Below are 21,652 nucleotides of genomic sequence, written 5' to 3' on the forward strand. Positions count from 1 at the left end.
GAGCAGGTCGTCGCGCAGGGCGATGCGAAGGTCCTTGCGCAGCGCATAATGTGCCGCATGGCGGGACTCGGTCACAGGTTGTCCTGTCCTTCCGAGACCCGCTCGGCGTGGGTCCAGTCGAATCGGCCGAGGCCGCACAGTCGAGGGGCGAGCCATCCGCCCCGGTCGCCGAGACCGTGGCGTTCGGTGACGGCGGTCGAACCGACAACTGTTTCGACACAGTCGATTCGCAAGCCGGTGATCAGGTACGGCCACCGTTTCACCTGGTAGCCGCCGGACTGCTTGAGCAGGCGCCACAGGTCTTGCCGGAACGTCTCGGAGACCTCACCGATCGGCGTGTCCGTGTGGAAGATGCCGTACGGCGGCGTTTCGGCCGGAGACGTTGGCAGATCGTGCAGTCTGCGCAACACCACTGTGTCTCCAGGGCGAACACAGTCGCGCAGATACCTCTGCGCCGCGGCAGGGTCGTTCCCGGGTGCACGCACGCCGGCAGGTGCCTCGTGGCACACATCCGTCTCGAGACTTTCCACTCCGACGCGTTTCCAACGTTCGCGGCCACCCACGTACCAGCGCTGGATCGGTGTCGACAGGTGTACTCCCTTGCGCAACGTCCACGTGTCAGGGCATTCGACGCGATACAAGTCGTCCCGGGCCCGTGTCATGGCGACATAGAGAAGCCTCGCCTCAGCCGTTGTGTCCATCTCATCGGTCCGCCACCGCGCGGTCGCGTCGAACCCCGCGATCAGCACACGATCGAACTCCAGTCCCTTGGCGCGGTGGACCGTGGAAACGAGGATCGGGTGCGGGAGCGGCGCCGCCAGGTCATCAGGCAACCGCCCTTCGGCGATCGCCCTTCGTAAGACCGCGGGATCGAGCTGGTTGCGTGCGCCCGCCGCGACGGTCCGCAACGAGCGCCACGTCTCCTCGATGTCCACGTTTGCAGACATCTCGAGCTCGGGTAGAAGCTGTTCGAACCGCTCCTGACTCAACGTCGCAGCACCGGTCGCGGCGATCAGTCCCGCCATCCAGGCAGGCGCGGCACCGGATCGTGGAGACCGCTGGATACGGTGCGGGACATCGAGCTGCCCCAGCTTTTCGGACAACAGAAGCACCTGGGCGTTGTCCCGGCAGAGGATCGCCGTCGTACCGGCGAAGTCCCGCAAAGAGTCCTGTGCGAATGGAGTGTCGAGCTTTCCGAATGAGGCGACTTCCGTGAGGCGGGATCGGAGCACGTGGAGAAGCGACGCCGCCTCCGTCTCCGCCTCGGGAATGTCCGTTAGTCGCTGCAGACGTTCTCCGTAGGGCAGCGCAATGCGGGCCTCGACTGTACGGGCGCGAAAGTTGTCGTCGAGGACGACTTCGCGCAGCTCGTCCCCGAAAGAGGCACGCAGCCACCTGAAGAACAGGCCCGCTTCGTCAGCCCGCGCCTGCGGGTCGGACACCTGAAATCCGTAGATCGACTGCGCGGAGTCACCGACGACGGTGAAACCCATGTCCGGGAACCTGTCGAGGAACGACTCGACCATTTCCCGCCGTGGTCCGACAAGGTCCTGCACCTCGTCGATGATCACGTGAGCGGGTGCCCCCCGTTCGGTCTCCTCGACGACTCCGTTTTCGATCGCGGCGGTGGCGAGTTCGATCCGCCGATCGAACCCGTGGCTCGAAAGGTATTCAGGGCGATTGCCCGCTTCGAGGAGGAGGGACGAAGCCCAACTGTCGAGGGTCTGGGTACGGGCCCGCCGACCCGCAACCGCGTTCCGGCCTGCCCGGGTGCGCATGACCTGGGCTGCCGCACGGGAAAAAGTCCAGATCAGGATCTCCGATGCCTCGATTCCCTCCACCGTCATCAGATGCTCGATCCGATGGATCAAGGTGGTGGTCTTGCCCGCGCCCGCCTGTGCCGAGACCAGCAGTTTGTCATTCCAGGCACTGGTCACGACGGCTCGCTGAGCGGGGGTGAGCACAAGGCTCTCCCCCTCCGGCTTCGTCACCGCTCCCCCTTCTTCCAGAGGTACTCGAACTTCGTGAACGCGAGGTCCTGATGGAAGTTCGTGATGTTGTCGCGCACATCCAGGATGAGACAGCTGTCCTTGCCCCCGTTGCGACTTCCGCGCAGGCCACGTCCGATCATCTGCTGATAGTCGTTCGGGCTGTACACGGGCCGGGCGATGACGACGGCCCGGGTCGCCGGCGCGTCGAAACCTTGCGAGAGCACGCCGTAGTTGGTGAGGACCCGAAGCCTCCCCTGCCGGAACGACTCGATGCGCTGACGCCGCTCCGGCATCGGAGTCGCGGAATCGATCGCGGCTGAGCGGACACCGCGGTTGCCGAGTTTGGCGGCCAGGAACTTGGCGTGGCCGACCGACGTCGCGAACACGAGAACCGGCCAGTCCTCGGGCAACGCGGTGATCTCCTCCACGAGGAGTTTGTTGCGGGCCTCGTCGTCGGCGAGGCGCAGCTCCGCGCTCCTCGGCAGAAAACCCTTGATCCCTCCGAGCTCGTCCGGATCGAGCGAGATGTCCGCGCCGACCAGCTCACGGTGTTCGACGCGGGCGAGGACGCCCAGATCCTGCAAGTCGGAAATGGGCTCGCCGGAGAAGACACCGTCGTCGAGCCGGACGTTGCCGAATCGCTGCACCAAACGCCTGGTCAGCTCGGCGTCGTTGCGGAACGGCGTGGCCGTCAGCCCGACGAGGTGCCGTGACGTCTCGCGGTGGGTGAGCCCGAGGTGCTCGAGGATGAAAGTGTACTCGCGGGAGATCGCCACGTGAGCCTCATCGACGAAAACGGCCGAAGCGTTGCGCAACCATGCGTATTCATCCGTACCTAAACACATTCGCAACTTTGCGTCGGTCGCGATGACGAGATGCGGCCTGCCCGTGACGGGGCTGGCGGAATTCGTCGTCCACAGTCGATCGATGACCAACGACTGTTCGGGACCGACGTTCTCCCAAACGTGCTTCCACGACTGGAAGGCCTGCTCACAGAGCTCGTTGGTCTGCGCGATCCACAGAATCGGCCCCTCGGGAATCCCGTCCTCCCGGATCCACCGGATCGCGCCTTCTGCCGCGATCCGGGTCTTGCCCGCCGCGGTCGGCAGGCTCAGCATCCCCCGCTCGGCGCATTCATTCCGCAGCAAAGCGGTGAGCCTGGTGGCGAGCACCTCCTGGAAGACGTGCAGACGGGGAAACGCCGTCGGGCCCTCGGCTTCCTCGCGCATGGGCGGAACAGGGATCCGAACACCCGCGAACACGTCGGGGAGACCGAGGTCGGTCACGAACCGCAGCGCGGCGGGGCCGCCGTCGAAGTTCGCCGGAGCGGTCTCGAACCGCTCGGCGATGTCCTTGGCGTGTACTCGGAGCACGCCATCGTCATGTGCGTTGTATGCCAGCTGAGCCAACCTGTGAGCGACCGGTTCGCGACCGGTCTCCGACCTCTCGCTGTCGACAAGGCCGGGGGGAAGGCCCTTACGCAGGTTATCTTCCCCGATCAGGAAGGCGATCTTCTCGACGAAGCTGTCGCTCTCGCGGATCTCGGCAAGCCGGGCTTGGACCGCGCTGTCCTTCTGCTGCTGGTGATGCGCTTCGATCACCAGCCGACATCCGGAGGCTCCGAGATTCCACCCGAGTTCCCTGTCGACGAGGACGAGAGCGTCCTCGAACGACGTGCCGTCGAGCACCAGCACCGTGTTGTCCTGTCGGGCGCTCCTCATCGCGGTGGTTCGAGTGCCCTGCGGGCTGCGGGTCACTTCCTCGAGCTCGCTGCACCACTGCAGGTATCGCCCATGGACCGCGTTCGCACCCAACCGCTGTCGAAGCGGCGGCCACTCGTCGGTGAGCGGGACGGCGGGCCCGCTGTAGACCGCACGCAGCCGCTTTTCGATCACGTCGACGAAACGACGCATGCCGAGCTCACGGATCATGAAATCGACCCGCTCGGTCTCGCCCGGGAAATCCGCCAGCATCGCGGGATGGTTCTCCCGGACCAGCACCGCGTACTCCTCCGCGGTCGTCGCGACCGCGATTTCACCACGCGCACGGAGCTCCCACTCCTGACCTACCCGGCAACGCATCACCTCTTCCCGCTCGACGAGGTCCGGGGCGAATCGGGAAAGCAGGGCGTAGGCGAAACCCACGAACTTGTCGTCAGTACTGGCCTTCACTCGTTCGAGGAACTCGGTCCAGCGTTGCGGGTCCATGTCACCGACGTTGACGGTCATCCCCAGCCGCCGGGCCTTGTCCGGGCTGATGGCCGCGACGGGAAGCAGGGAGGCGAACGCGGTCAGCTGAGGACCGACAGCCTCGCGCACGGCGACCAGTCCCATCGAAGTCTCGACCATGCCGTAAGTACGCAGGAACCAATTGACCGGTGAAGGCACTCGCATCCTGGTGCTCACCTTGCTGCCGATCTGCCGGGTCCAGGACTCGATCAGGCCGTCCTCCGGCGCCGCCGCCAGGAATGCGGCCTTGCCCTCGTCGGACAGGTCCTGGAACAGGTGCAGCGACCCCATGGTCGGCGCCCCGGTCAACACGACCGTCTGGAGCTGCACCCTGCTGGCGGTCGCCTGCAACTCACGGCAGTACTCGCCGTGCACCCAGAGGTGGTACTCGTGGAACCAGCTGTCGTTCTCCGGTCGATGGCCGGACGTCGGCCGGTCGGTCATGCCGAGTTCCCGCAACACCGGCAAGTCGTCGGAGTGGAAGCTGACGTCGACGGCCAGACGGGCATCACGCGACCCGTCCTCCGGCACCACAGGCCCCGGCAACAGGCACTTGCCGATCGGACGAAACACCCCGGCCGCGGTCCTGACCCGGAGCCCGGCGGACACCTTGGCCGACTTGTCACGCACCACACTCACGAGGTCCACACCGCCCGCGGTACGCCACAGCTCCCAGAACCGGGTCCACTCCTCATCGCCGTAGCCAAAGAAGCCCTGGTCGATGACGCTGCGGAAACGCCCTTCCGCATCGGCTTCGCGGATCCCGAGCTGGTCGAGTTCCCGGATCATCGTCGGGTCGTCCGAGATTTCGCGAGCCAGATACACCAGGTCATCGGTCAGACCGTCCTCGGCACTGGACCGGAAGACGCGGCCGGCCGACGCGGCGACGAAGTCACCGCTCTCGGTCAGGACGATCTCGGCCTTCCTCACTTCGGTCGCGACCGTTCGGAACAGGACGTCCTCGGTGGCGAGCTCGTCGAGATGCGCCACGATCCGGATGGCGACGGCGGACGCGGCCGCTGTGCCGTCCTCGACCAGGGCTTCCAACCAAGCGACGACGGTTTCCACCTCGACTCCCGCCTCGGCGAGTATGTGGTTCACCTTCCCTCGACGCAGTCCGCTCACATCCACCGAGCTGTGCAGCCAGTCCTTCGGCCGACCGGCGTATCCGGTCCACAGCGTCAGCGCGATTCGGCTCAACTTTTCCGGGTGAACGCGCAGCTCGGCGGGCTTACGCAGGAGTCCGTCCTGATCGGGGAGAGAGGGCCGGACCGCCGCGAGCGCCCAGACCTTCTCGGTCAGGTGCTCGCACGCCCAGTTCGGCGACTCCTTGGCGCGGCCCGGCAGCAGCGGCAGGTACGCGGCCGGGTCCTCCAGCACGATCAACTCCGGCAACGAAGAGATGACCAGGTCCGCGGCGACGTCGAGCAGCTCGGTGTTGAGTTCGCTTCCGGAAAGCAGGTGCTGGCGGTCCTCGTTGGTCTTCCATGCGGCGTTGACGACACCGCTGAGGGTGGTCGCGTACTCGGTCGGGAAGAAGGCCCAGAACTCTCCCCTCTCGTGCGGCACCTGGCAAACGGTCTGCCCATGATCGGTCTTCGTGACCGTGTACTCCGGCACGGCCCAGGACACGTCGATGACCACGCGATCGTGCAGTTCACCCGCTACACGCCGGGTGCGTTCACTGACTTCGTGCGGACGCAGGAAGACCCGATGCTGCTCGGAGCGTGCCTTCTGCCCACCGCGGACCTCATGGATCGTGTGTCTCGCCCCGTCATGCTCGACCGTGATCTCGCGGCGAACCACCGGCAGCTCCCGACGGTCCTCGAGCACCATCTTGTGAACATGGTGCGAGAACACCTGGAACAGGCGAGGGAACTCGACGATGTCCTTACCGAGCAGGCCGTCGACTTCGGGAAGCAGCGGCAGGCGGACAACGGTTGCCGCGTTCGTACCCATCAGCTCGTCGAGCACGGGGTCGAGCGAACGTTCGCGCTCCTCGTCCAGCGGCCACGCCAGCCTCAGTACCGGAGTCTCGCCCACCGTATCCAGCGGTTGCTCGCCCTTCGCCGTTCGAGCTTCGTTGACCGCCTTGAGGATCTCCACAGCGGACCGCTCCGCATCGAACCCGAAGGAGCCAGAACGACTGAAGAACTGCGGGGTGTCGGTAACCGTCAGCACCGACTTCACGCCGACGCCGAAACGACCGATCTGGCTGCCGCTCTTCTGCGACACCCCCATGCGCAAGATGGTGTCCGCGCCCTGCTCCGTAATGGGCGCGCCGTCGTTCGCGCAGTACATGTGGGTCTCGGTCAGAACGACCTGGATCGTGCCGCCCTGATGCTCGGGCGCACGCATCTCGTCCGCGCCGTTCTGCACGAGTTCGAACACTCCACGTTCGCGGTAGCCACCCTGGTGAATGCGTCTCTCGGCGTTGGCGTCTTCCTTGATCCGGTCGGGGTCGAGCACATAGGTGCCCAAGGCCAGGCCGACGAGCCTGTCGATCATGGCGAGCACTGCGTTGAAGGCACGTTCGATCATTGCTACTTCACTCCTTGACAGCATTGCTACTTCACTCCTTGACAGACGGGTTAAGTGGCCACCGTCGTTTCGGTCCTGAGTAGATCCGGATTCGAGCGGGCGCGGCGCACAGCCACCCGGCAACGGCGCTCTGCGCACATTTCCGGATGCGGCGAACTACGACCCGATCACGGGCCCCGCGCGGATTCAGTTGTGGTGCGGGCTGCTGTCGCCCAGATCCCTCCTGGAGGTGAGGCCGAAACTCCGAACTGTGTGTCGAAGCGGAGTGAAGCGGTACATTCGGGTAGCCTGAGCCGACCGAAGTGGTGTTAACCATAAGTTGACATGGCACTCATGTCAAATAGTCCTGGTAGAGTGGCCACTGGCTCCCTGCCGGGAGCTCACCGCCAGGAACCTCGGAAGGCTGCAAAGGCGAATGAGTGATCAGGAGGGCGAGGCCTTCGGCCCGTGGCTCGGACGACAACTGCGCAGGGCCGGAAAATCCCAAGCGGAGCTCGCCCAGCACCTCAAACTGACGCGCGCCGCCGTTTCCGCGTGGATCACCGGCCGCGCCGAGCCACGCGAGGAAGTCAAGCGTCAGATCGCCGGCTTCCTCGGCATCGACGTGGCGTCCCTGCACAATCGGGTCTCGGACGTGGTGACCAAGCTACCCCTGCAATGGCATCACAGGCCGGCGCACGCGGACGGCGGACGTGAATACGGAAACGCCGCCGCCTTCGCCTTCAAGGCGGACCTTTCGGTGCTCGCTCGCGAGGCGACACAGAACTCGCTCGACGAACGCAGTGACACCACCAAACCGGTCAGGATCCACTACACGCTGCACGAGCTGAGCGGCGAGCACCTCGACAAGTTCCTGGACGCGTTGCAGTGGAACAAGCTCCGCCGTCACTACGACGAGGCCGCTTCCGCCGAACAGAAAGTCTCCCGCAGTCTGCGAGCTGCGCTGGACGACCTGGACCGGACGCGATCTCTCCTGTTGCTCCGGGTCGACGACTACAACGCCGCCGGTCTCACCGGGCCCGAGTACAGCGACGGCCGCTTCGCCGCAGTTGTCCGCAGGCAGCTGGACAGCCACAAGCAGTCAGGGACGCGCGCCGGCGGGTCATACGGGCTCGGCAAGGTCACGCTCTGGGCCACCAGTCGCTTCGGTCTCGTGCTGATGAACTCGACCCTCTCGATTCCGCACGAAGGTCGAACCGAACGCCGAGTCATCGGCAGGCTCGATCTGCCGTGGCGGAAAGTGGATGACAAGGCGTACGCCGGACCGGCCTGGTTCGGCGAGCCGGACACGGCGCCGAGCCACAAGGAAGTTTCCCGGTCGTGGTGGGCGGACGAGGACGCCGTTCGTGAACTCCACCTCGAACGGGCCAACTCGGACACGGGCACGTCGTTTCTCATCGTCGGGGCGCATGATGCTTCCGGAGACACGGAATCCCTGGAAGACCTGCACGAGAAGTTGGTGCGTTCGCTGGCCGACGGGTTCTGGGCCGCGATGATCGGCGGTGACCGAGCGGGCGCGCTACTGGAAGCCCGCGTCACGACCCTCCGCAACGGCCGCGTGCTGGTACCGGAACATCAGGTCAATCCCCATACCCACCACCCTGCCCTGAGCAGGGCTCTCAAGGCCTACTTGGACAACGAGACCGTGGCCGAGCGGACCGCCGGCGATCAAGTGGCCAGTGTCGAGGTGCCGCTGTTCGTCACTCCTCGAAAAGGAGAAGGCAAAGCGCAAGGCAAAGGTGTGAAGCACTCTGCCGTCCTCCTGCTCACCCGTGCGGAAGGTGAGGAGCGAACCAATCGCGTGGTGTGCATGCGCGGCAACCGCATGACGATCATCGACAAGCGCCCTCGTGATCTTCCGCTGGGCACGGACGCCTTTCAAGCTGTCCTTCTCGCCGGCCACGCCACCGAGAACGAAGGTGAAGACGTCGACCTTGCCGAGCAGTTCCTCCGTGCGTCCGAGCCTCCCGAACATCACAAGTGGGACCGTACGGAAGAGCTGACCTCCCTGTACCAGAGAGGGGCGTTGACTCGGATCAAAGAGTTCCACGACGAGATCGACCGAGCGGTACGGGAGCTTGTCGGTCGTCGGGAGATCAGTCGACGCGGAGGCCCGACTGTGCTAAAGGAGTTACTGAAACTCGACAGCGCTGGCGCCGCCGGAAGCAGACGGGCACAAGGTGTGCCCACGGTCCGCAGCATCAACGCACAGCTGGACGACACCGGCGCCTGGCATGTCAGCGTCGATATCAAGCTGCCCAACGCGGAAGATCCGTGGTTGCTGACTCCGGTCGCCAAGTTCGACGTCAGGTCCGGCGGCCGTCCGGCCGTGGACTGGAGTCTTCTCACCGCGGCGGAGAACTGTGACGTGGAGAACGGCAACCTGATAATTCCGCCTGGAGTGCGGTCGGCTTCGTTCATCGGAGTCACGGATCCGACGAGTCATCCTGTTCGAGGTCGTTTCTCCAGGCTTGTCGTGGACGTCCAGAAGGCACGCGGGGGTGCCGTATGAAGGCCGCGTTCCCTTACCCGACGCTCTTCGGCGACGTGAGCCTCGACGTGACCGCGGTGAGTGTGGACGGTACGGCGTTGCCGTACTCGCACGTGTCCAAGATCGAGCAGACGGTCGCGTTGCATCAGACCGGTCGGGAAAAGTGGGAGATCGCGACTCTGCACCTCGCGGCCAAGCTGCCCGAAGACGAACTCTCCGAAGGCCCTTGGGTCGATCCGGTGTGCCTGGCGGTACTCACCGAAAAAGCCACCAATGCCCGGTCGACAACGCGTCTGACCCGTGCCCGTGACGGCAGCTGGCACGGAAGCATCGACCTTGCCCGCGCCCGTCACCTCAACCGTGCCTCTCTCGCCCTGACGGTTGTCGCCGGCCTCGACGACGTGACCGGCCGTTTCATCGGCACCTCGGAAAAGCCCTGGTTCGTCGATCTGAAGGTCTCCACTCCGGTGCGGCAGCGCGACATCGAGATCGTCGAGATCGACTTCCGCGAAGGACCCTACGAGTGGTTGCGCCCGTTCAAGGAGTCCCCGTGGATCATCGAAACCTCGGGTGACATCCCGACTGTCTATCTGAACACCGGCGCGGTGGAAGGTCTGGTCGACGCCCTTCACGGCGCGGGCGGCGGTGCGGACGAGAAGATGTTGCGTGAACTGACCGCAAGCCAGATCGCCCAGGACGCATGGACCGCCATGTTCCACACGGCAATCAGTGATCTGGACATCGACGAGGACGGAACGCCGCAAATGCCTGCCGGCTGGCGAGAGGCCGTGGTGCGGATGATGTTGCCGGACGTACTGCCAGGACGGCAGCTGACGGACGCGCTCTACGACATCAACGAGCGTCGCACCAAGGGGTTCGGTTGGTCCGAACTGCAGACGAGCGTTCAGCATGCGGCAGGCAGGCGCAGTCAGATCACCAAGAAGCTCACCAACGCCGTGCGCTCTGTCCAGCGGCAGTCGGAGGCGGTGGCCGATGAGTCGTGAGACCGGTGTCGACCTCCCTCCTGAACTCGAGCTGCTTCCCGACGCGGCGGTCACCAAGTTCCTCACCCGCGGCATGCAGTCAGGGCAGGAGAAACCGCCGCTCGTCGCTCTCCGCAAGGCGTCAAGTCCACTTCCGTCGTCCGAAGCACGGTGGAGGATCGCGCCGGTAAGGGAGTTGCTCGACGTCGCGATGGAACGCTTCGAAGAGCGGCCCACGGATGCCGACGGCTGGTTGGCTCCGCGGCTGCATGCCACACTGCGGATGACCCGGGCCGAAGCAGCCGACGGTCGCCTTTGGAACTACCTCGCCATGATCGCAGCGCCAGACTACGTGGTCTGGCGCCACAAGGGCACCGAGATCACGGCTACTTCCCGGTTCAGCGGCCCGCACTACACACAAGCCTTTGCCCGTTTGTGGTGGGCGGCCGAGCTGTTCCGCAACGGGGACGACTACGGCCCGGTGGAAGTCGCGTGCAGCGTCCAGGACGTCCTGAACACGACGATGCGCCTGGACGTGATCGACCACCGCCCGACCGCGATCGCGGTCATCCGCGTGCTCGAGGAGCTGAGACGGTCGAACGTTTCCCGTCTGGGCGACCGGGTCAACGCCTTGTCCTCAGCGGTGAACGCGGCGGGCAGCACTCTGATGTACGACGTACTGGCTCCGGACGAACCGGTGGATCACGACGCGGTGCACGACTGGATCGCCGAGGCCGCAGGCATGGCCCCCGTGCACTGGGACCGGCTTCCCGACGGCCCTGACGACGGCGAAGTCCGCGAGGACGCGGTCATTGCCTTGGTGCCGCTGTTCAAACAACTGCTCGAAGAAGCGCCTATGCGACTTCGGAAGAAGGTTGCTGCTCCTCAGGAGCAGTAACCTCTTCGGACGGAGTCTTGAGAGGCGTCGAGGGCAGCAGAGGCGTGTCGTAAATTCCCGAGTCCCAGTTCGCGGCGACAACCGAGTCGAGGTCCTCGGCTTCGAACTTGCGACCCAAGGCCGCGGCGAGCACGTGGGCTGCCAGACGCGGCGGAATCGCATTCCCGACCTGCTGCGCGATCTCCTTGCCGGACCAGGGGTAATCGATGGGAAAGGTCTGCAGCAGCCCGGCTTCCTCTTTCGTCAGTCGGACGAGCTCGCGCTTGGGTGAAACAGACGAATACAGCCGATTTCGTGAGATCTTGCCGGTCACCGTCGCGGAAGGTTCGTCCGACCTGCGCCTGCCCCGCAACTTGGGATTGCCACCGGTGCCGTAGTTCGACACCACTTCGAACGGCTCGTTCCTCTCACGCAAAGCATCGGCCATCGTGACCCACGGCTTGAGGGCGGCTGCGCCCTCGGAACGGTCCTTACCCTTGTGGTACCGACGATGCGTCGGCGTCGGCAATGAGGCTTCGCCGTTGCGGCGCGCGATGAGGATCGCGCGCCGTCGGGTCTGCGGCACACCGAACTCCTCGGTGTGCAAGATGCCGCACGCAACGCTGTAACCACGCTTTTTCAGCACAGCCGCGTAAGCCTCCCAGACAGGAAGGACGGCAGGCACCTGCTCCAACACGATGGCCTCATAGGGCATCTCGTGCTCGAGCGCGTCCAACACCCAGCGTAACGGCTCCAGCACCAGGCCGGTGCGTTCATCGCCGTTGTGATGAAGCTTTTTGAGCTCTGGTTGGACGTCATCGCCGTCGGCCATTCGCTCCAGGAACTCGAGTACCCGAGTCAGCGCTTCCCGACCTTCACCGTTACCCGCGACCGTGTACGTCTGACACGGCGGGCCGCCCGAGAGCACGGTGGCATCCGGGAAGTCTTTGGGGCCGAACTCCCGGACATCGGCTTGCTTGGTACCGAGACCGGCGGCGCGCCTGGTCTCGCAGGCGCTCTCGTCCCACTCGATGCCATCGACGTGAACGCCCAACCAGTGTGCGGCGACGTCCAGTCCGCCGGGCCCCGCGAACAGGTCCACCATCTGGATCTGCGCAGTCGTGAACAGCTGCGGCTGCACAGGGGTCATGAGGTGGAAGTTTAACTCGTGGACGACGTCGAAATCATCAGGCTCCGCCGTGTGTCAGCGCGGAACGGATGACGCATCCCAACGCGTGGGCGACGGGTGGCGGCGAGGCGTGGCCGACCTGGCGATAGCGAACGGTTTTCTTGCCTTCGAACCGCCAGTCCGGGGGAAATCCCTGCAAGCGTGCGGCCTGCTCGACGGTCAGCTTCACCAGGCCGTCCCGGCCGAGATCCGGGTTCCACACGAAGTCTGGCCCAGGCACCTCGTTCGCGACGGTGGCCCCGTCCACATCCATCTTGACCCACGCCCGCTTCGATCCGGTTGGCCCGAGATCCGGACCTCCTCGGTCCCAGGATCCGCCCACCAAGGTCGGCGCCAGTTTGTTCGCCTGCCGGGCCCAATTGCTCGCCTGGGCCCACCCGCGCGCCTTCATCGACTCCTCGAGCGCTTCACCCACCGTCACCGGTGGTTCCAGGCTCGGTTCGGGTTCCTCGAAGGCATCCATGGCATCACCTTTGAGCGCGACCAGGACGCCCTGCTCACGGTTCTGAGGCACGCCATGGTCGGCCGCGTTGACCACGAACCATTTGTACCGATAGCCGAGGTGGTCCAGCTCCAGGCCGACGAACTCTCGCACCGCGCTGTAGGTGTCTTTGGTTACGAGGTCCGGAACGTTCTCGACCAACAAAGCACGCGGCTGCACCCCGTGCATCAGCATGATTGTCGCTTTGAGCAGTTCGAGCTCGATATCACTGCCACGGGTCCTGTTGACCGTCGCCGAGGCCTTCACTCGCGGCAGGCCAGCGGACAGCAAATCGACGTCGTAGACCTGCTGGTGTTCCTCTGGAACGAACTCGAGAAGATCGAGTTCGAGAATGTTCCATCCAGGACGATTCGCTCGCAGCGTGCGGCACGCCACATCGCGATTGTCCAACAACAGAACGGGATCGAAGCCCGCTTGTTCCAGACCGAGCGCAAGCCCACCCGCACCGGAACAGACATCGAACGAAGAAAGTCGTCTTGCTTCCGCCACAGTCCCCATCGCGCCCCTCGACCATTGGAAGTACTCCAGCGTAACCCAGAACACTGTTCAACGAGAACGAATAGCCGAAGGCTTCAACCAGGGCCCAAAGTCCACACAGGACACAAAGAAGCCCTCCCGCGAACGGGAGGGCTTCAGTGCTGTCTCAACCAGACGTGCGCCCGAAGGGATTCGAACCCCTGACCTTCTGATCCGTAGTCAGATGCTCTATCCAGCTGAGCTACGGGCGCTTGTTCAGTTATCAATCTAGCACCTGCCGGAACAGGCACCAGCGGAGGCTCCGGGATTTGAACCCGGGAGGGGGGGTTACCCCCAACCGCATTAGCAGTGCGGCGCCATAGACCAGACTAGGCGAAGCCTCCCAGGTCGAACGACCACTGCCCAGATAGGTTACACACCCCGTGAACCCCCGCGAAAGGGACCCCCCTTAGATCCGTTGCAACGCTCTGAGCAGCAGCGGAGAGCGTCCACCAAGTCCTTCGGCTTCGAAGACGGCGATGCCGACGCGGGGTAGGTCGCGGGCCGCCGGGTACGCCAAGTAGCGAGGAACCCAGCGGGGTTGGAACTTCGCGTTGAAGCGGTAGAGGGTCTCGATCTGGATCCAACGTGACACGAATCTCAGCGTTCGGGCGGACAGGCGGGCGACGGGGCCGGCGCCGATGCGTTGGCCTTGTTCCAGGACGGCGCGGAAGGCGGCGAAGTTCAGGGAGACGTGCTGGGCCGCCCCAGACTGGAGAAGGTCGGAGATCATCAGCTCGTTGACGCCGTTGTCGGCGGCCCGGTCGCGGCGCATGACGTCGAGCGAGAGGCCCTTTTCGCCCCAGGGGACGAACTGGAGGACGCCGCGGGTGATCCCGTCGTGCTCGGCGGTCACCAGGACCGAGCCTGGGTCGCCCATGCGGCCGAGGGCCATCGAGAAGCCGCGTTCGGTGTCGGTGCCGCGCCAGGTGGCGGCGAGGGCGCGGAGTTCGCCGAGTTCCGCCTCAGGGATGTCTTCGGCTTTGCGGACGCGGGCGGTGTAGCCGGCACGCTTCGTGCGTGAGACGGCTTGGCGGACTCCCCGCATGACGCGGCCTTCGAGGGTGAAGGTCTCCGTGTCCACGACGGCCTCGTCGCCGATCTCGAGGACTTCGAGGCCGAAGCGCGCCCAGACGGTTGCGCCCAGTTCCGAACAGCCCATGGTCGCGGGGGTCCAGGCGTAGCGCCGGCACACCTCCAGGTACTCCTCGATCGCGCCGGGCCATGCTTCCGGGTCACCCAGGGGATCCGCCGAGCACAGCGCGACACCGGCGATCACGCGATAGGTCACCGCGGCCTTCCCCGACTTCGAGAAGACGGCGAACTTGTCCCGGCGCAGGGCGAAGTACCCCAGCGAGTCCCGGTCGTCCAGTAGCGCCTTGAGCCGCTCGATCTCGTCGTCGGACAGCTCGGGCGCGGGTTCCGCCGAGCGGAGGAGGAAGTACGCCGCCAGGAGCACCGCGCTGATTCCGAACAGCACGCCGACGGCCGCCGACAGGTCCTCCAGCCAGAGCGCGTGGAACACCGCCGGGCCGCTGACGCCGACGAGGGCCAGTGCCGCCTGTGCGAGCCGGTCGCCCACGCTCAGGGGATCCAGCGCCCGCGCGACCGACAGCAGCACGAAGTTGATCGCGACCCCGGCCGACACCAGCTGCAGGAAGACCCGCACGGCGCGCCATCGGCCGGTCACCGGGTCGGGGAGCGCGACGAAGTACCGCCGGGTCGCGATCAGCGCGATCAGCAGCGCCAGCGACACGAGCCCGGTGCCCAGGGCGTGCCGGAGTCCGAGGTGCGACACGGTCAGCAGGACCGCGGCGGCGACCGCGAGCTGCCAGGCCCGTCGCTTCCGTCGTTTGAGGCCGGTGGCGAGCAGTACCAGCAGGACCCCGGTCACCAGCGCGACCGTCGCCGCGCCGACCGTGGCCTCGTGCGGCAGTTCCAGCCATTCGGCGACGCGCCCGCGGAGGGTGCGCCGCCCGGCCGGGACCAGCACCGAGACCAAGGCCAGCAGTCCGGCCAGCCGCGTCACCCAGGTGACCACGGCGACCGAGGTGGTCCCTGCCACCCGCCAAGCGCCCGCCAAGTTCCGCCCCCGTCAGCTCCTTGCCAGCTCTACGAACGGTACAAGGGCATCGGGGTTCAGCAGCGCATCCCGGCTGACGGCGCGGTCAGGTGAAACACCCGAAAGGATCTTCTTGACCGGAACCTCGCATTTCTTGCCGTTGAGCGTGCGAGGTACCTCGGTCACCTGGACGAACCGGTCCGGGACGTGCCGCGGCGAAAGGGCGCCTCGCAGCTCCTTGCGCAGCGCCGGCTCGACCTCGTCGAGCGTGACACCGTCGGTCAGGACCAGGAAGCAGAGCAGCTGCCCGTCCTCGTTTCCGGCCGCCGACGTGTCGATCACCAGCGAGTCCGCGACCTGGTCGAAAGCCTCGACGACCCGGTAGAACTCGGCCGTGCCCATCCGGACGCCGCCGCGGTTCAGCGTCGAGTCGCTGCGCCCGTAGATGACCGCGGAGCCGCGTCCGGTGATCCGGATCCAGTCCCCGTGCCGCCAGATCCCCGGGTACATCTCGAAGTACGCCTCACGCAGCCGCGAGCCGTCCGGGTCGTTCCAGAAGAACACCGGCATCGACGGCATCGGCTCGGTGATCACCAGTTCGCCGACCGTCTCCACCACCGGCTTCCCGTCCTCGTCGAAGGCGGCGACGGCGGCGCCGAGCGAGCGGACCGAAAGCTCGCCCAGCCACACCGGGACGTCCGGGGCCGAAGCGACGAACGCCGCGCACAGGTCCGTGCCGCCGGACACCGAGCAGATCTGGACGCGTTTGCCGACCTCGTCGACGATCCACCGGAAACCTTCGACGCTCAGTGGCGCGCCGGTGGAACCCAAGGCGCGCAACGCGGTGAGGTCGTAGCGCTCCGCCGGTTTGATCCCGGCCTTGAGGCAGCTCTGGATGTACGGCGCCGACGTGCCGAAGTAGGTGACGCGGTGCTGTTCGGCCAGATGCCACAACACGTTGAGGTCGGGGCTGCCGGGGCTGCCGTCGAAAAGCACGATCGTGGTGCCCGTCAGCAGGCCCGAGATGAGGAAGTTCCACATCATCCAGCCGGTGGTGGTGAACCAGAAGAACCGGTCACCGGGGCCCAGATCGCTTTGCAGGGCAAGGGCTTTGAGGTGTTCGAGGGTGATCCCGCCGTGCCCGTGGACGATGCCCTTCGGCAGGCCGGTGGTCCCCGAGGAGTACAGGACCCACAGCGGGTGACCGAATTCGACCGGCTCGAAGGCCAGTTCCGCGCCGGCGTTGTCGGCGAGCAGGGTGTCCCAGTCCAGCGTGCCGTCGAGCCGTCCGCCCGCGTAGTCGATGAGGACGGTCGCTTCGAGCGTGGAGATCTCGTCCCGCAACGAGTTCACCGTCGAACGACTGTCGAACCACCGTCCATTGTAGACGTAGCCGTTGACGGCGATCAGCACCTTCGGCTCGATCTGCGTGAACCGGTCGCTGACCGCGCGGACCCCGAAGTCCGGCGAGCACGACGACCACACGGCGCCGAGGCTGGCGGTGGCGAGGAAGGCGATCAGCGTCTGCGGGCAGTTCGGCGCGAGCGCGACGACCCTGTCCCCTTTGGACACTCCGAGCTTCCGCAGCCCTTCCCGCGCGGAGGCGACGGCGGACCGCAAGGCGCCGAAGGTCAGCTGCGTCGAGAGGCCGTCTTCGCGATGGAAGATCACGGCGACCTCATCGTCGGCCTTCGCGGCGCCCGCGACACCGGGCATGAGCGAGTGCTCGGCGTAGTTCAGTGTGCCGCCGGCGAACCACTGCGCGTTCGGCATCTCGCCGGTGAGCACCTCACCGGGCTGGTCATGCCAGCGCAGGCCGAGGAACTCGGCGACGGCGGACCAGAACTCGGCCCCGCGTCGCACGGAGAATTCCCACAGCGCGTTGTAGTCGTCGACCTCGACTCCGCGCTCGGTGCGCAGCCATTGGCGGAACGCGTCGATCTTGGTGTCGGGCAGGCGGCTCGGCTCAGGGCGCCAGAGCACTTCCGGGGCGTCGGCGGTGTGCGTCACCCCGCGATGTTAACCCTCGTTAACCGATCTAGCGAGCCCCTGTGAACAGCTCGTACGCCATCGTCTTCAGCCGCCCCGCGTCGAGCGGGGTGATCGTCAGCCAGCCCCTGTCGCGACGAAGCCCGTAGCGCCCGTCGGGGGTGTCCACCCAGGTCAGCGTGCCTTCGCCGCGCTCCCAGCGGCCCTCCCACGACTTCCTGGTCGCGCCGAGCCGCCCGCTGCCGATCCGCTGCGTCGCGATCCGCACCATCACGATGACCTCGGGTTCGCGCAGTCCGGCGTCGCGCAGGACGTCGGAGAACGCCGGCTGCCCGCCGCGCTCCCCCGCTTCGCACGCCGACGTGTAGTCGTCGACGCGCAGGTTGACCGAGAGGCCCCGCCCCTGCTCGCACGGCGGCAACGCCTGCAGCAGGGTCGCGGCGACGAGCGGCTCCCGCAGCGCCGACATCTCGACGTCGGTGCCGGCGACGCCGATCGCGACCGCGCCGCGATCGGATACGCAGCCGACGGCGCGGTACGACGGGTCGCCGTCGAGCCGCAGGTCCAGCGTCAGTTCACTGTTCGCGAGGGTGTGCAGAAGCCGCACGAGTTCGGGCGAAGGAGCTTCGATGGTGCCGAGGCCGCGTTCGGAGAGCGTGCGGCTCGCCGTGGCGGCCAGTTCGGCCCGGAACTCCGGCGTCCGCCCGACGTGCGGCACCTCCAGTACCGCGGGCAGTTCGTCGCGCCCGTGCGCCGACCACAGCAGGAACAGCTCGCCGATGTGCAGACGGATCCAGTCCATCAGCGGCCACCTCGCGGATCTTCGCCGATGACCGGCGGGGTCACGTACCCGCTCAGCCCCCAGACGTCGGAATCCTCGACGAGATAGTCCGGCGACTTGTGGTCTCCCTCGTCCTGTTTGCCCTGCTGAGGGGCCATTCCCATCGGCATCCCGCCGAATCCGCCCATACCCGCGGCCGCGGCCCGCGAACCGGCACCGGCGCCCTGGCCGGGTTGCCCCGACGGCCCGAAGCCACCGACGCCGGAACGGCCGCCCTGGCCGAGCTGTTCCTGGGTGCCGCCGTAGGTTCCGGGCGGACCGGACGGCGGCACGACGGCGCCGCTGCTCGCCCCGGGGGAACGCGGCGCGTCGACCTGCTCCCGCACCGGGACCGGCGCGACGTCTTCGGCGCCGCTGCTGCGCGTCGAGTCGTCCGGCGGCGTCTCCGGTTCCGGCCTGGGCTCGGGTTTCGGTTCGGGTTCGGGCTCTTCGGGCGTCTTGAGGATCTGCGGCTGCTTGCCGTAGGAGGTGAAGCGCGGGACGTTCTCGTAGACCTCGCCGGAGTTCTGCTGCATCCGCTTCATCACGTCGGCGGCCTGGCGGTGCAGGTCCTGCGAGATCTCGTCGGTGGGCTCGGCGACGATCCGCCCGGCCGCGGCGAAGCCGGACGACGACGGGGCCGGCGACGCGGACATCGCCTGCGTCGAATCGGAGACCGGGATCGGACGGCGTTTCGGCGGCGCCGGCTCCTTGGGACGCGGAGCGACTCCCGGAGGCTCGGGCATGGTGCGCCGCGCGGTTTCGGCGATATCCGTCTGGCGGCGTACGCAGTTCGCGACGTTTTCCGCGCGCCAGCCGGTCTCGCCCGCCCAATCGACGAGTTTGACCGCGGCGTCACGGGCCCTGTCGGCACCTTCGCCGGTCCAGCCGTCGGCTGTGGCGGCGAGGGCGGCCCGGAGTTCGGAACCGACCCTGTCGAGGAAGCCGCTGATCTTGGTCCACTGCGCGGCGACGGCTTCCGCGCCCGCCAGGTCCAGCTCGTTGTGCACCATGTCGTAGAGCTCGCGGTGCGGGTAGCTCATCCAGTCGATGTCGGCCTTGAGGTGATCGGGCCCCGGTTGTGGTTCGGGCTCCCGCGGCGGCCACGGCGAGGGCAGGACGCGCATCAGCTCTCGTCCTTCCGCTGACCTTCGACGATGTCCTGCATGTCGAAGCGGCGGGCGACCCGTTCGAGCTGTTCCTGGCCTTCCTCGTCCGCGGCGACGTACATCTTCCGGGCCGCCATCACGGTGAGCTGGAAGTCCTTGAGCACCTTGGCGAAGTCGTTGAGAACGGGCAGGGCCGCTTCGGTCCCGTCGGTCGCGGTGGCCCGGAAACGTTCGCTCATCGTGTGCCCGACGAAGTTGTCGCCCAGTTTCAAGGGCGCCTTGAACTCCGTCGAGTCCTTGATCAGCGCGTTCAGCTCTTGGCGCGCTTTGAGCAGCGCGTCGACGAGTTTCTTGGCCGCGTCCTCGGTGACCTTGACGGTGCCTTTCTTGGCGTCGGCCTTGGTGTCCCGGATCTTGCCCGCCACGGGAGCCAAGGCCGGCGCCGAAGCTCCGAAAGCGGCTTGTGGCGTCACGGGTACCTTGGGTGACTGTGCCATTCGACCCTCCCCTGTCACATCTCAGGGGAATGTTAGCGCGAATGGAGTCATCGCAGGTGGGCGTCGAACCAATTCAACGTGCGCTGCCAAGCCTCGGCGGCGGCGTCCGGGTCGGCGTCGAAGCGGTGGTTGGCACCCGGATAGCGGACGACGTCCGTCGCGACCTTCGCCGACGCCGCCGCGTCACGCAACTGCTCGACTTCGGCACCTCCGGCCTCGTCACCCGCGTCGCCGTACATGCCGAGCCACGGACTGGTCAGCCGTCCCGCGATCTCGACGAGGACCGGAAGTTCGGCGACACCCTGACCGCCGACGCTCACCGCGGCGCCCAGCCTGCGGTTCGACGCGACGACCAACGCCGCCGTCCCACCGAGATCGAAGCCGACGACGCCGATGAGATCCGCCTGGACCCCGCGCTCGGACAGCCACGCGAGCGTCGCGTCGGTCGCTTCGAGCACGTCTTCCTGAGTGAGGTCGTCGCGATCGAGATGCGGCGTGACGGTGAGCCAGCCTTCGCCCGCGAGCCCTGCCAGAAGAAGGCTCAAGCCCTCCTCGACCTCTTCGGTCTCCTCGTGCAACACCACCAACCCGCCGCGGACGACGCCTTCCGGTTCGGCGAAGGTCAAGCGCAGCGTGTGGCCGTCCGCATGCTGGTGTTCCACGGTGGTCGTCAGGGTCATTCCTCCATCAGACCACTCTTAGGTAAATATTCGGGGCTTGCCGTTGCGCGGGAGGATACGGTGTCGGAGCCGTCCCCCAGACGTAGGAGCGCCGAAGATGTCCCCTGTTTCGCCGCGTGCGGATCTCGAATCGTTGCCGAAGTACGTCCCTGGCCGGACAATCCAGGGTGCGATCAAGCTTGCGAGCAACGAGGTTCCCGGTGGACCGCTGCCGAGTGTGGCGCAGGCCATAGTCGAGGCGGCGCAGGGTATCAACCGGTACCCGGACATCACGGCGTCCGCGCTCGTCGAGCGGCTGGCCCGCGAACTGGGCGAGCCCACCGAGCGGATCGCCATCGGCTGCGGCTCGGTTTCCCTTTGCCAGCAAATGATCCAGGCCCTGTGCGGACCGGGTGACGAGGTCGTCTTCCCGTGGCGTTCGTTCGAGGCGTACCCGATCGTCACGCAGGTCGCGAACGCCGTCAGCGTGAAGGTGCCGCTGACGGACGGGCACGGTCTGGACCTGGACGCGATGCTCGCCGCGATCACGCCGAAGACGCGACTGGTCTTCGTGTGCAACCCCAACAACCCGACCGGAACGGTGCTGCGCCGCGCGGAGCTGGAGCGTTTCCTCGACGCCGTGCCCGCGGGCGTGCTCGTCGTGCTCGACGAGGCGTACAAGGAGTTCGTGACCGACGCCGACGTTCCGGACGGCGTCGAACTGGCGCGCGGCAGGGACAACGTCGCGGTGCTTCGGACGTTCTCGAAGGCCTACGGCCTCGCCGGTCTCCGCGTGGGTTACGCGGTGGCGCCGGAAGCGATCACCGTCGCGCTGAAGCAGGTGTACGTCGCGTTCTCGGTTAACATGCTCGCCCAGGTGGCGGCCATCGCGTCCCTCGACGCGGCCGGCGAACTGCTGGAGCGCTGCAAGGAGATCGTCTCGGAGCGCACCCGCGTGCGGGATGCCTTGGTGGCCAAGGGTTACGAGGTTCCGGAGACGCAGGCGAACTTCGTCTGGCTGCCGCTGGGCGAGAAGACGACGGCGTTCGCGGAACACGCGCTGGAGCGGAAGCTGATCGTGCGCCCGTTCGCCGGCGAAGGTGCCCGAGTGACCATCGGGACACCCGAGGAGAACGACCTCTTCCTCGAAGCCGCCGGGGATTTCCCGCGCTGACAACGGTTTCGGACGGCCCGCGCT

At 66.5% G+C, this 21,652-nt stretch carries 14 protein-coding genes and 2 tRNA genes; 4 read left to right on the forward strand and 12 right to left on the reverse strand.

Annotated elements, in window-relative coordinates; all coding sequences use genetic code 11:
• Window positions 1-71: 71 nt before the first annotated feature.
• Entirely contained in the window at window positions 72-1,991 is a 1,920-nt protein-coding gene (locus H5J31_RS16415; RefSeq protein ID WP_181773444.1) for a UvrD-helicase domain-containing protein, read from the reverse strand.
• Window positions 1,988-6,760 carry a sacsin N-terminal ATP-binding-like domain-containing protein gene (locus H5J31_RS16420; RefSeq protein ID WP_236005127.1) on the reverse strand — a complete coding sequence of 1,591 codons (4,773 nt, stop codon included), beginning with the start codon at window positions 6,758-6,760 and terminating at the stop codon, window positions 1,988-1,990. The genes H5J31_RS16415 and H5J31_RS16420 overlap by 4 nt, the downstream gene beginning before the upstream one ends.
• 415 nt (window positions 6,761-7,175) lie before the next feature.
• Between H5J31_RS16420 and H5J31_RS16425 the strand changes: the two genes are divergently transcribed.
• The 3 genes from H5J31_RS16425 to H5J31_RS16435 all read left to right on the forward strand — a co-directional run bounded on the left by H5J31_RS16425 (window position 7,176) and on the right by H5J31_RS16435 (window position 11,132).
• On the forward strand, window positions 7,176-9,272 hold the full coding sequence (locus H5J31_RS16425; RefSeq protein ID WP_181773446.1) for a helix-turn-helix domain-containing protein: 2,097 nt from the start codon (window positions 7,176-7,178) through the stop codon (window positions 9,270-9,272).
• Window positions 9,269-10,255 carry a hypothetical protein gene (locus H5J31_RS16430; protein WP_181773447.1) on the forward strand — a complete coding sequence of 329 codons (987 nt, stop codon included), beginning with the start codon at window positions 9,269-9,271 and terminating at the stop codon, window positions 10,253-10,255. Before H5J31_RS16425 ends, H5J31_RS16430 begins: the two co-directional genes overlap by 4 nt.
• A gap of 175 nt (window positions 10,256-10,430) precedes the next feature.
• A complete protein-coding gene (locus H5J31_RS16435; protein WP_236005129.1) occupies window positions 10,431-11,132 on the forward strand; it encodes a DUF6339 family protein in 702 nt (233 codons plus the stop codon).
• On the opposite strand, the gene H5J31_RS16440 is transcribed toward H5J31_RS16435, so the two are convergent.
• The 10 genes from H5J31_RS16440 to H5J31_RS16485 form a co-directional block, all read right to left on the reverse strand.
• Complete coding sequence (locus H5J31_RS16440) at window positions 11,089-12,261, reverse strand: DNA cytosine methyltransferase (RefSeq protein ID WP_181773448.1); 1,173 nt, start codon at window positions 12,259-12,261, stop codon at window positions 11,089-11,091. The genes H5J31_RS16435 and H5J31_RS16440 overlap by 44 nt on opposite strands.
• A 37-nt stretch (window positions 12,262-12,298) precedes the next feature.
• Window positions 12,299-13,300: a DNA cytosine methyltransferase gene (locus H5J31_RS16445; protein WP_181773449.1), complete on the reverse strand. Its 1,002-nt coding sequence runs from the start codon at window positions 13,298-13,300 to the stop codon at window positions 12,299-12,301.
• 156 nt (window positions 13,301-13,456) lie between these two features.
• Window positions 13,457-13,530 (reverse strand) — tRNA-Arg (locus tag H5J31_RS16450).
• A gap of 42 nt (window positions 13,531-13,572) precedes the next feature.
• Window positions 13,573-13,662, reverse strand: a tRNA-Ser gene (locus H5J31_RS16455).
• A gap of 65 nt (window positions 13,663-13,727) precedes the next feature.
• Entirely contained in the window at window positions 13,728-15,383 is a 1,656-nt protein-coding gene (locus tag H5J31_RS16460) for a phosphatidylglycerol lysyltransferase domain-containing protein (RefSeq protein WP_181773450.1), read from the reverse strand.
• A gap of 30 nt (window positions 15,384-15,413) precedes the next feature.
• The gene (locus tag H5J31_RS16465; protein WP_181773451.1) at window positions 15,414-17,390 is read right to left on the reverse strand and encodes an acetoacetate--CoA ligase; all 1,977 of its coding nucleotides are present in this window, start codon (window positions 17,388-17,390) and stop codon (window positions 15,414-15,416) included.
• A 28-nt stretch (window positions 17,391-17,418) separates the two neighbouring features.
• Window positions 17,419-18,171, reverse strand: coding sequence for an ESX secretion-associated protein EspG (locus H5J31_RS16470; RefSeq protein ID WP_181773452.1), 753 nt, complete (start codon window positions 18,169-18,171; stop codon window positions 17,419-17,421).
• Window positions 18,171-19,316: a PPE domain-containing protein gene (locus H5J31_RS16475; RefSeq protein WP_181773453.1), complete on the reverse strand. Its 1,146-nt coding sequence runs from the start codon at window positions 19,314-19,316 to the stop codon at window positions 18,171-18,173. The genes H5J31_RS16470 and H5J31_RS16475 overlap by 1 nt, the downstream gene beginning before the upstream one ends.
• Window positions 19,316-19,795, reverse strand: coding sequence for a hypothetical protein (locus H5J31_RS16480; protein ID WP_236005130.1), 480 nt, complete (start codon window positions 19,793-19,795; stop codon window positions 19,316-19,318). Before H5J31_RS16480 ends, H5J31_RS16475 begins: the two co-directional genes overlap by 1 nt.
• A 47-nt stretch (window positions 19,796-19,842) precedes the next feature.
• Window positions 19,843-20,475, reverse strand: coding sequence for a dienelactone hydrolase family protein (locus tag H5J31_RS16485; RefSeq protein WP_181773454.1), 633 nt, complete (start codon window positions 20,473-20,475; stop codon window positions 19,843-19,845).
• 97 nt (window positions 20,476-20,572) lie between these two features.
• Between H5J31_RS16485 and hisC the strand changes: the two genes are divergently transcribed.
• A complete protein-coding gene (gene hisC, locus H5J31_RS16490; protein ID WP_181773455.1) occupies window positions 20,573-21,628 on the forward strand; it encodes a histidinol-phosphate transaminase in 1,056 nt (351 codons plus the stop codon).
• Window positions 21,629-21,652 lie beyond the last annotated feature (24 nt).

This window comes from Amycolatopsis pittospori (genome assembly GCF_013870525.1).
Classification (GTDB): domain Bacteria; phylum Actinomycetota; class Actinomycetes; order Mycobacteriales; family Pseudonocardiaceae; genus Amycolatopsis; species Amycolatopsis pittospori.

Bases quoted from the DNA above. Each gene is read 5' to 3' on its own strand.
- H5J31_RS16440 (WP_181773448.1), bottom strand. From the start codon at position 12,261: ATGACCCCTGTGCAGCCGCAGCTGTTCACGACTGCGCAGATCCAGATG.
- H5J31_RS16425 (WP_181773446.1), top strand. From the start codon at position 7,176: ATGAGTGATCAGGAGGGCGAGGCCTTCGGCCCGTGGCTCGGACGACAA.
- H5J31_RS16485 (WP_181773454.1), bottom strand. From the start codon at position 20,475: ATGACCCTGACGACCACCGTGGAACACCAGCATGCGGACGGCCACACG.
- H5J31_RS16470 (WP_181773452.1), bottom strand. From the start codon at position 18,171: ATGGACTGGATCCGTCTGCACATCGGCGAGCTGTTCCTGCTGTGGTCG.
- H5J31_RS16445 (WP_181773449.1), bottom strand. From the start codon at position 13,300: ATGGGGACTGTGGCGGAAGCAAGACGACTTTCTTCGTTCGATGTCTGT.
- H5J31_RS16475 (WP_181773453.1), bottom strand. From the start codon at position 19,316: ATGCGCGTCCTGCCCTCGCCGTGGCCGCCGCGGGAGCCCGAACCACAA.
- H5J31_RS16430 (WP_181773447.1), top strand. From the start codon at position 9,269: ATGAAGGCCGCGTTCCCTTACCCGACGCTCTTCGGCGACGTGAGCCTC.
- H5J31_RS16480 (WP_236005130.1), bottom strand. From the start codon at position 19,795: ATGGCACAGTCACCCAAGGTACCCGTGACGCCACAAGCCGCTTTCGGA.
- H5J31_RS16420 (WP_236005127.1), bottom strand. From the start codon at position 6,760: ATGATCGAACGTGCCTTCAACGCAGTGCTCGCCATGATCGACAGGCTC.
- hisC (WP_181773455.1), top strand. From the start codon at position 20,573: ATGTCCCCTGTTTCGCCGCGTGCGGATCTCGAATCGTTGCCGAAGTAC.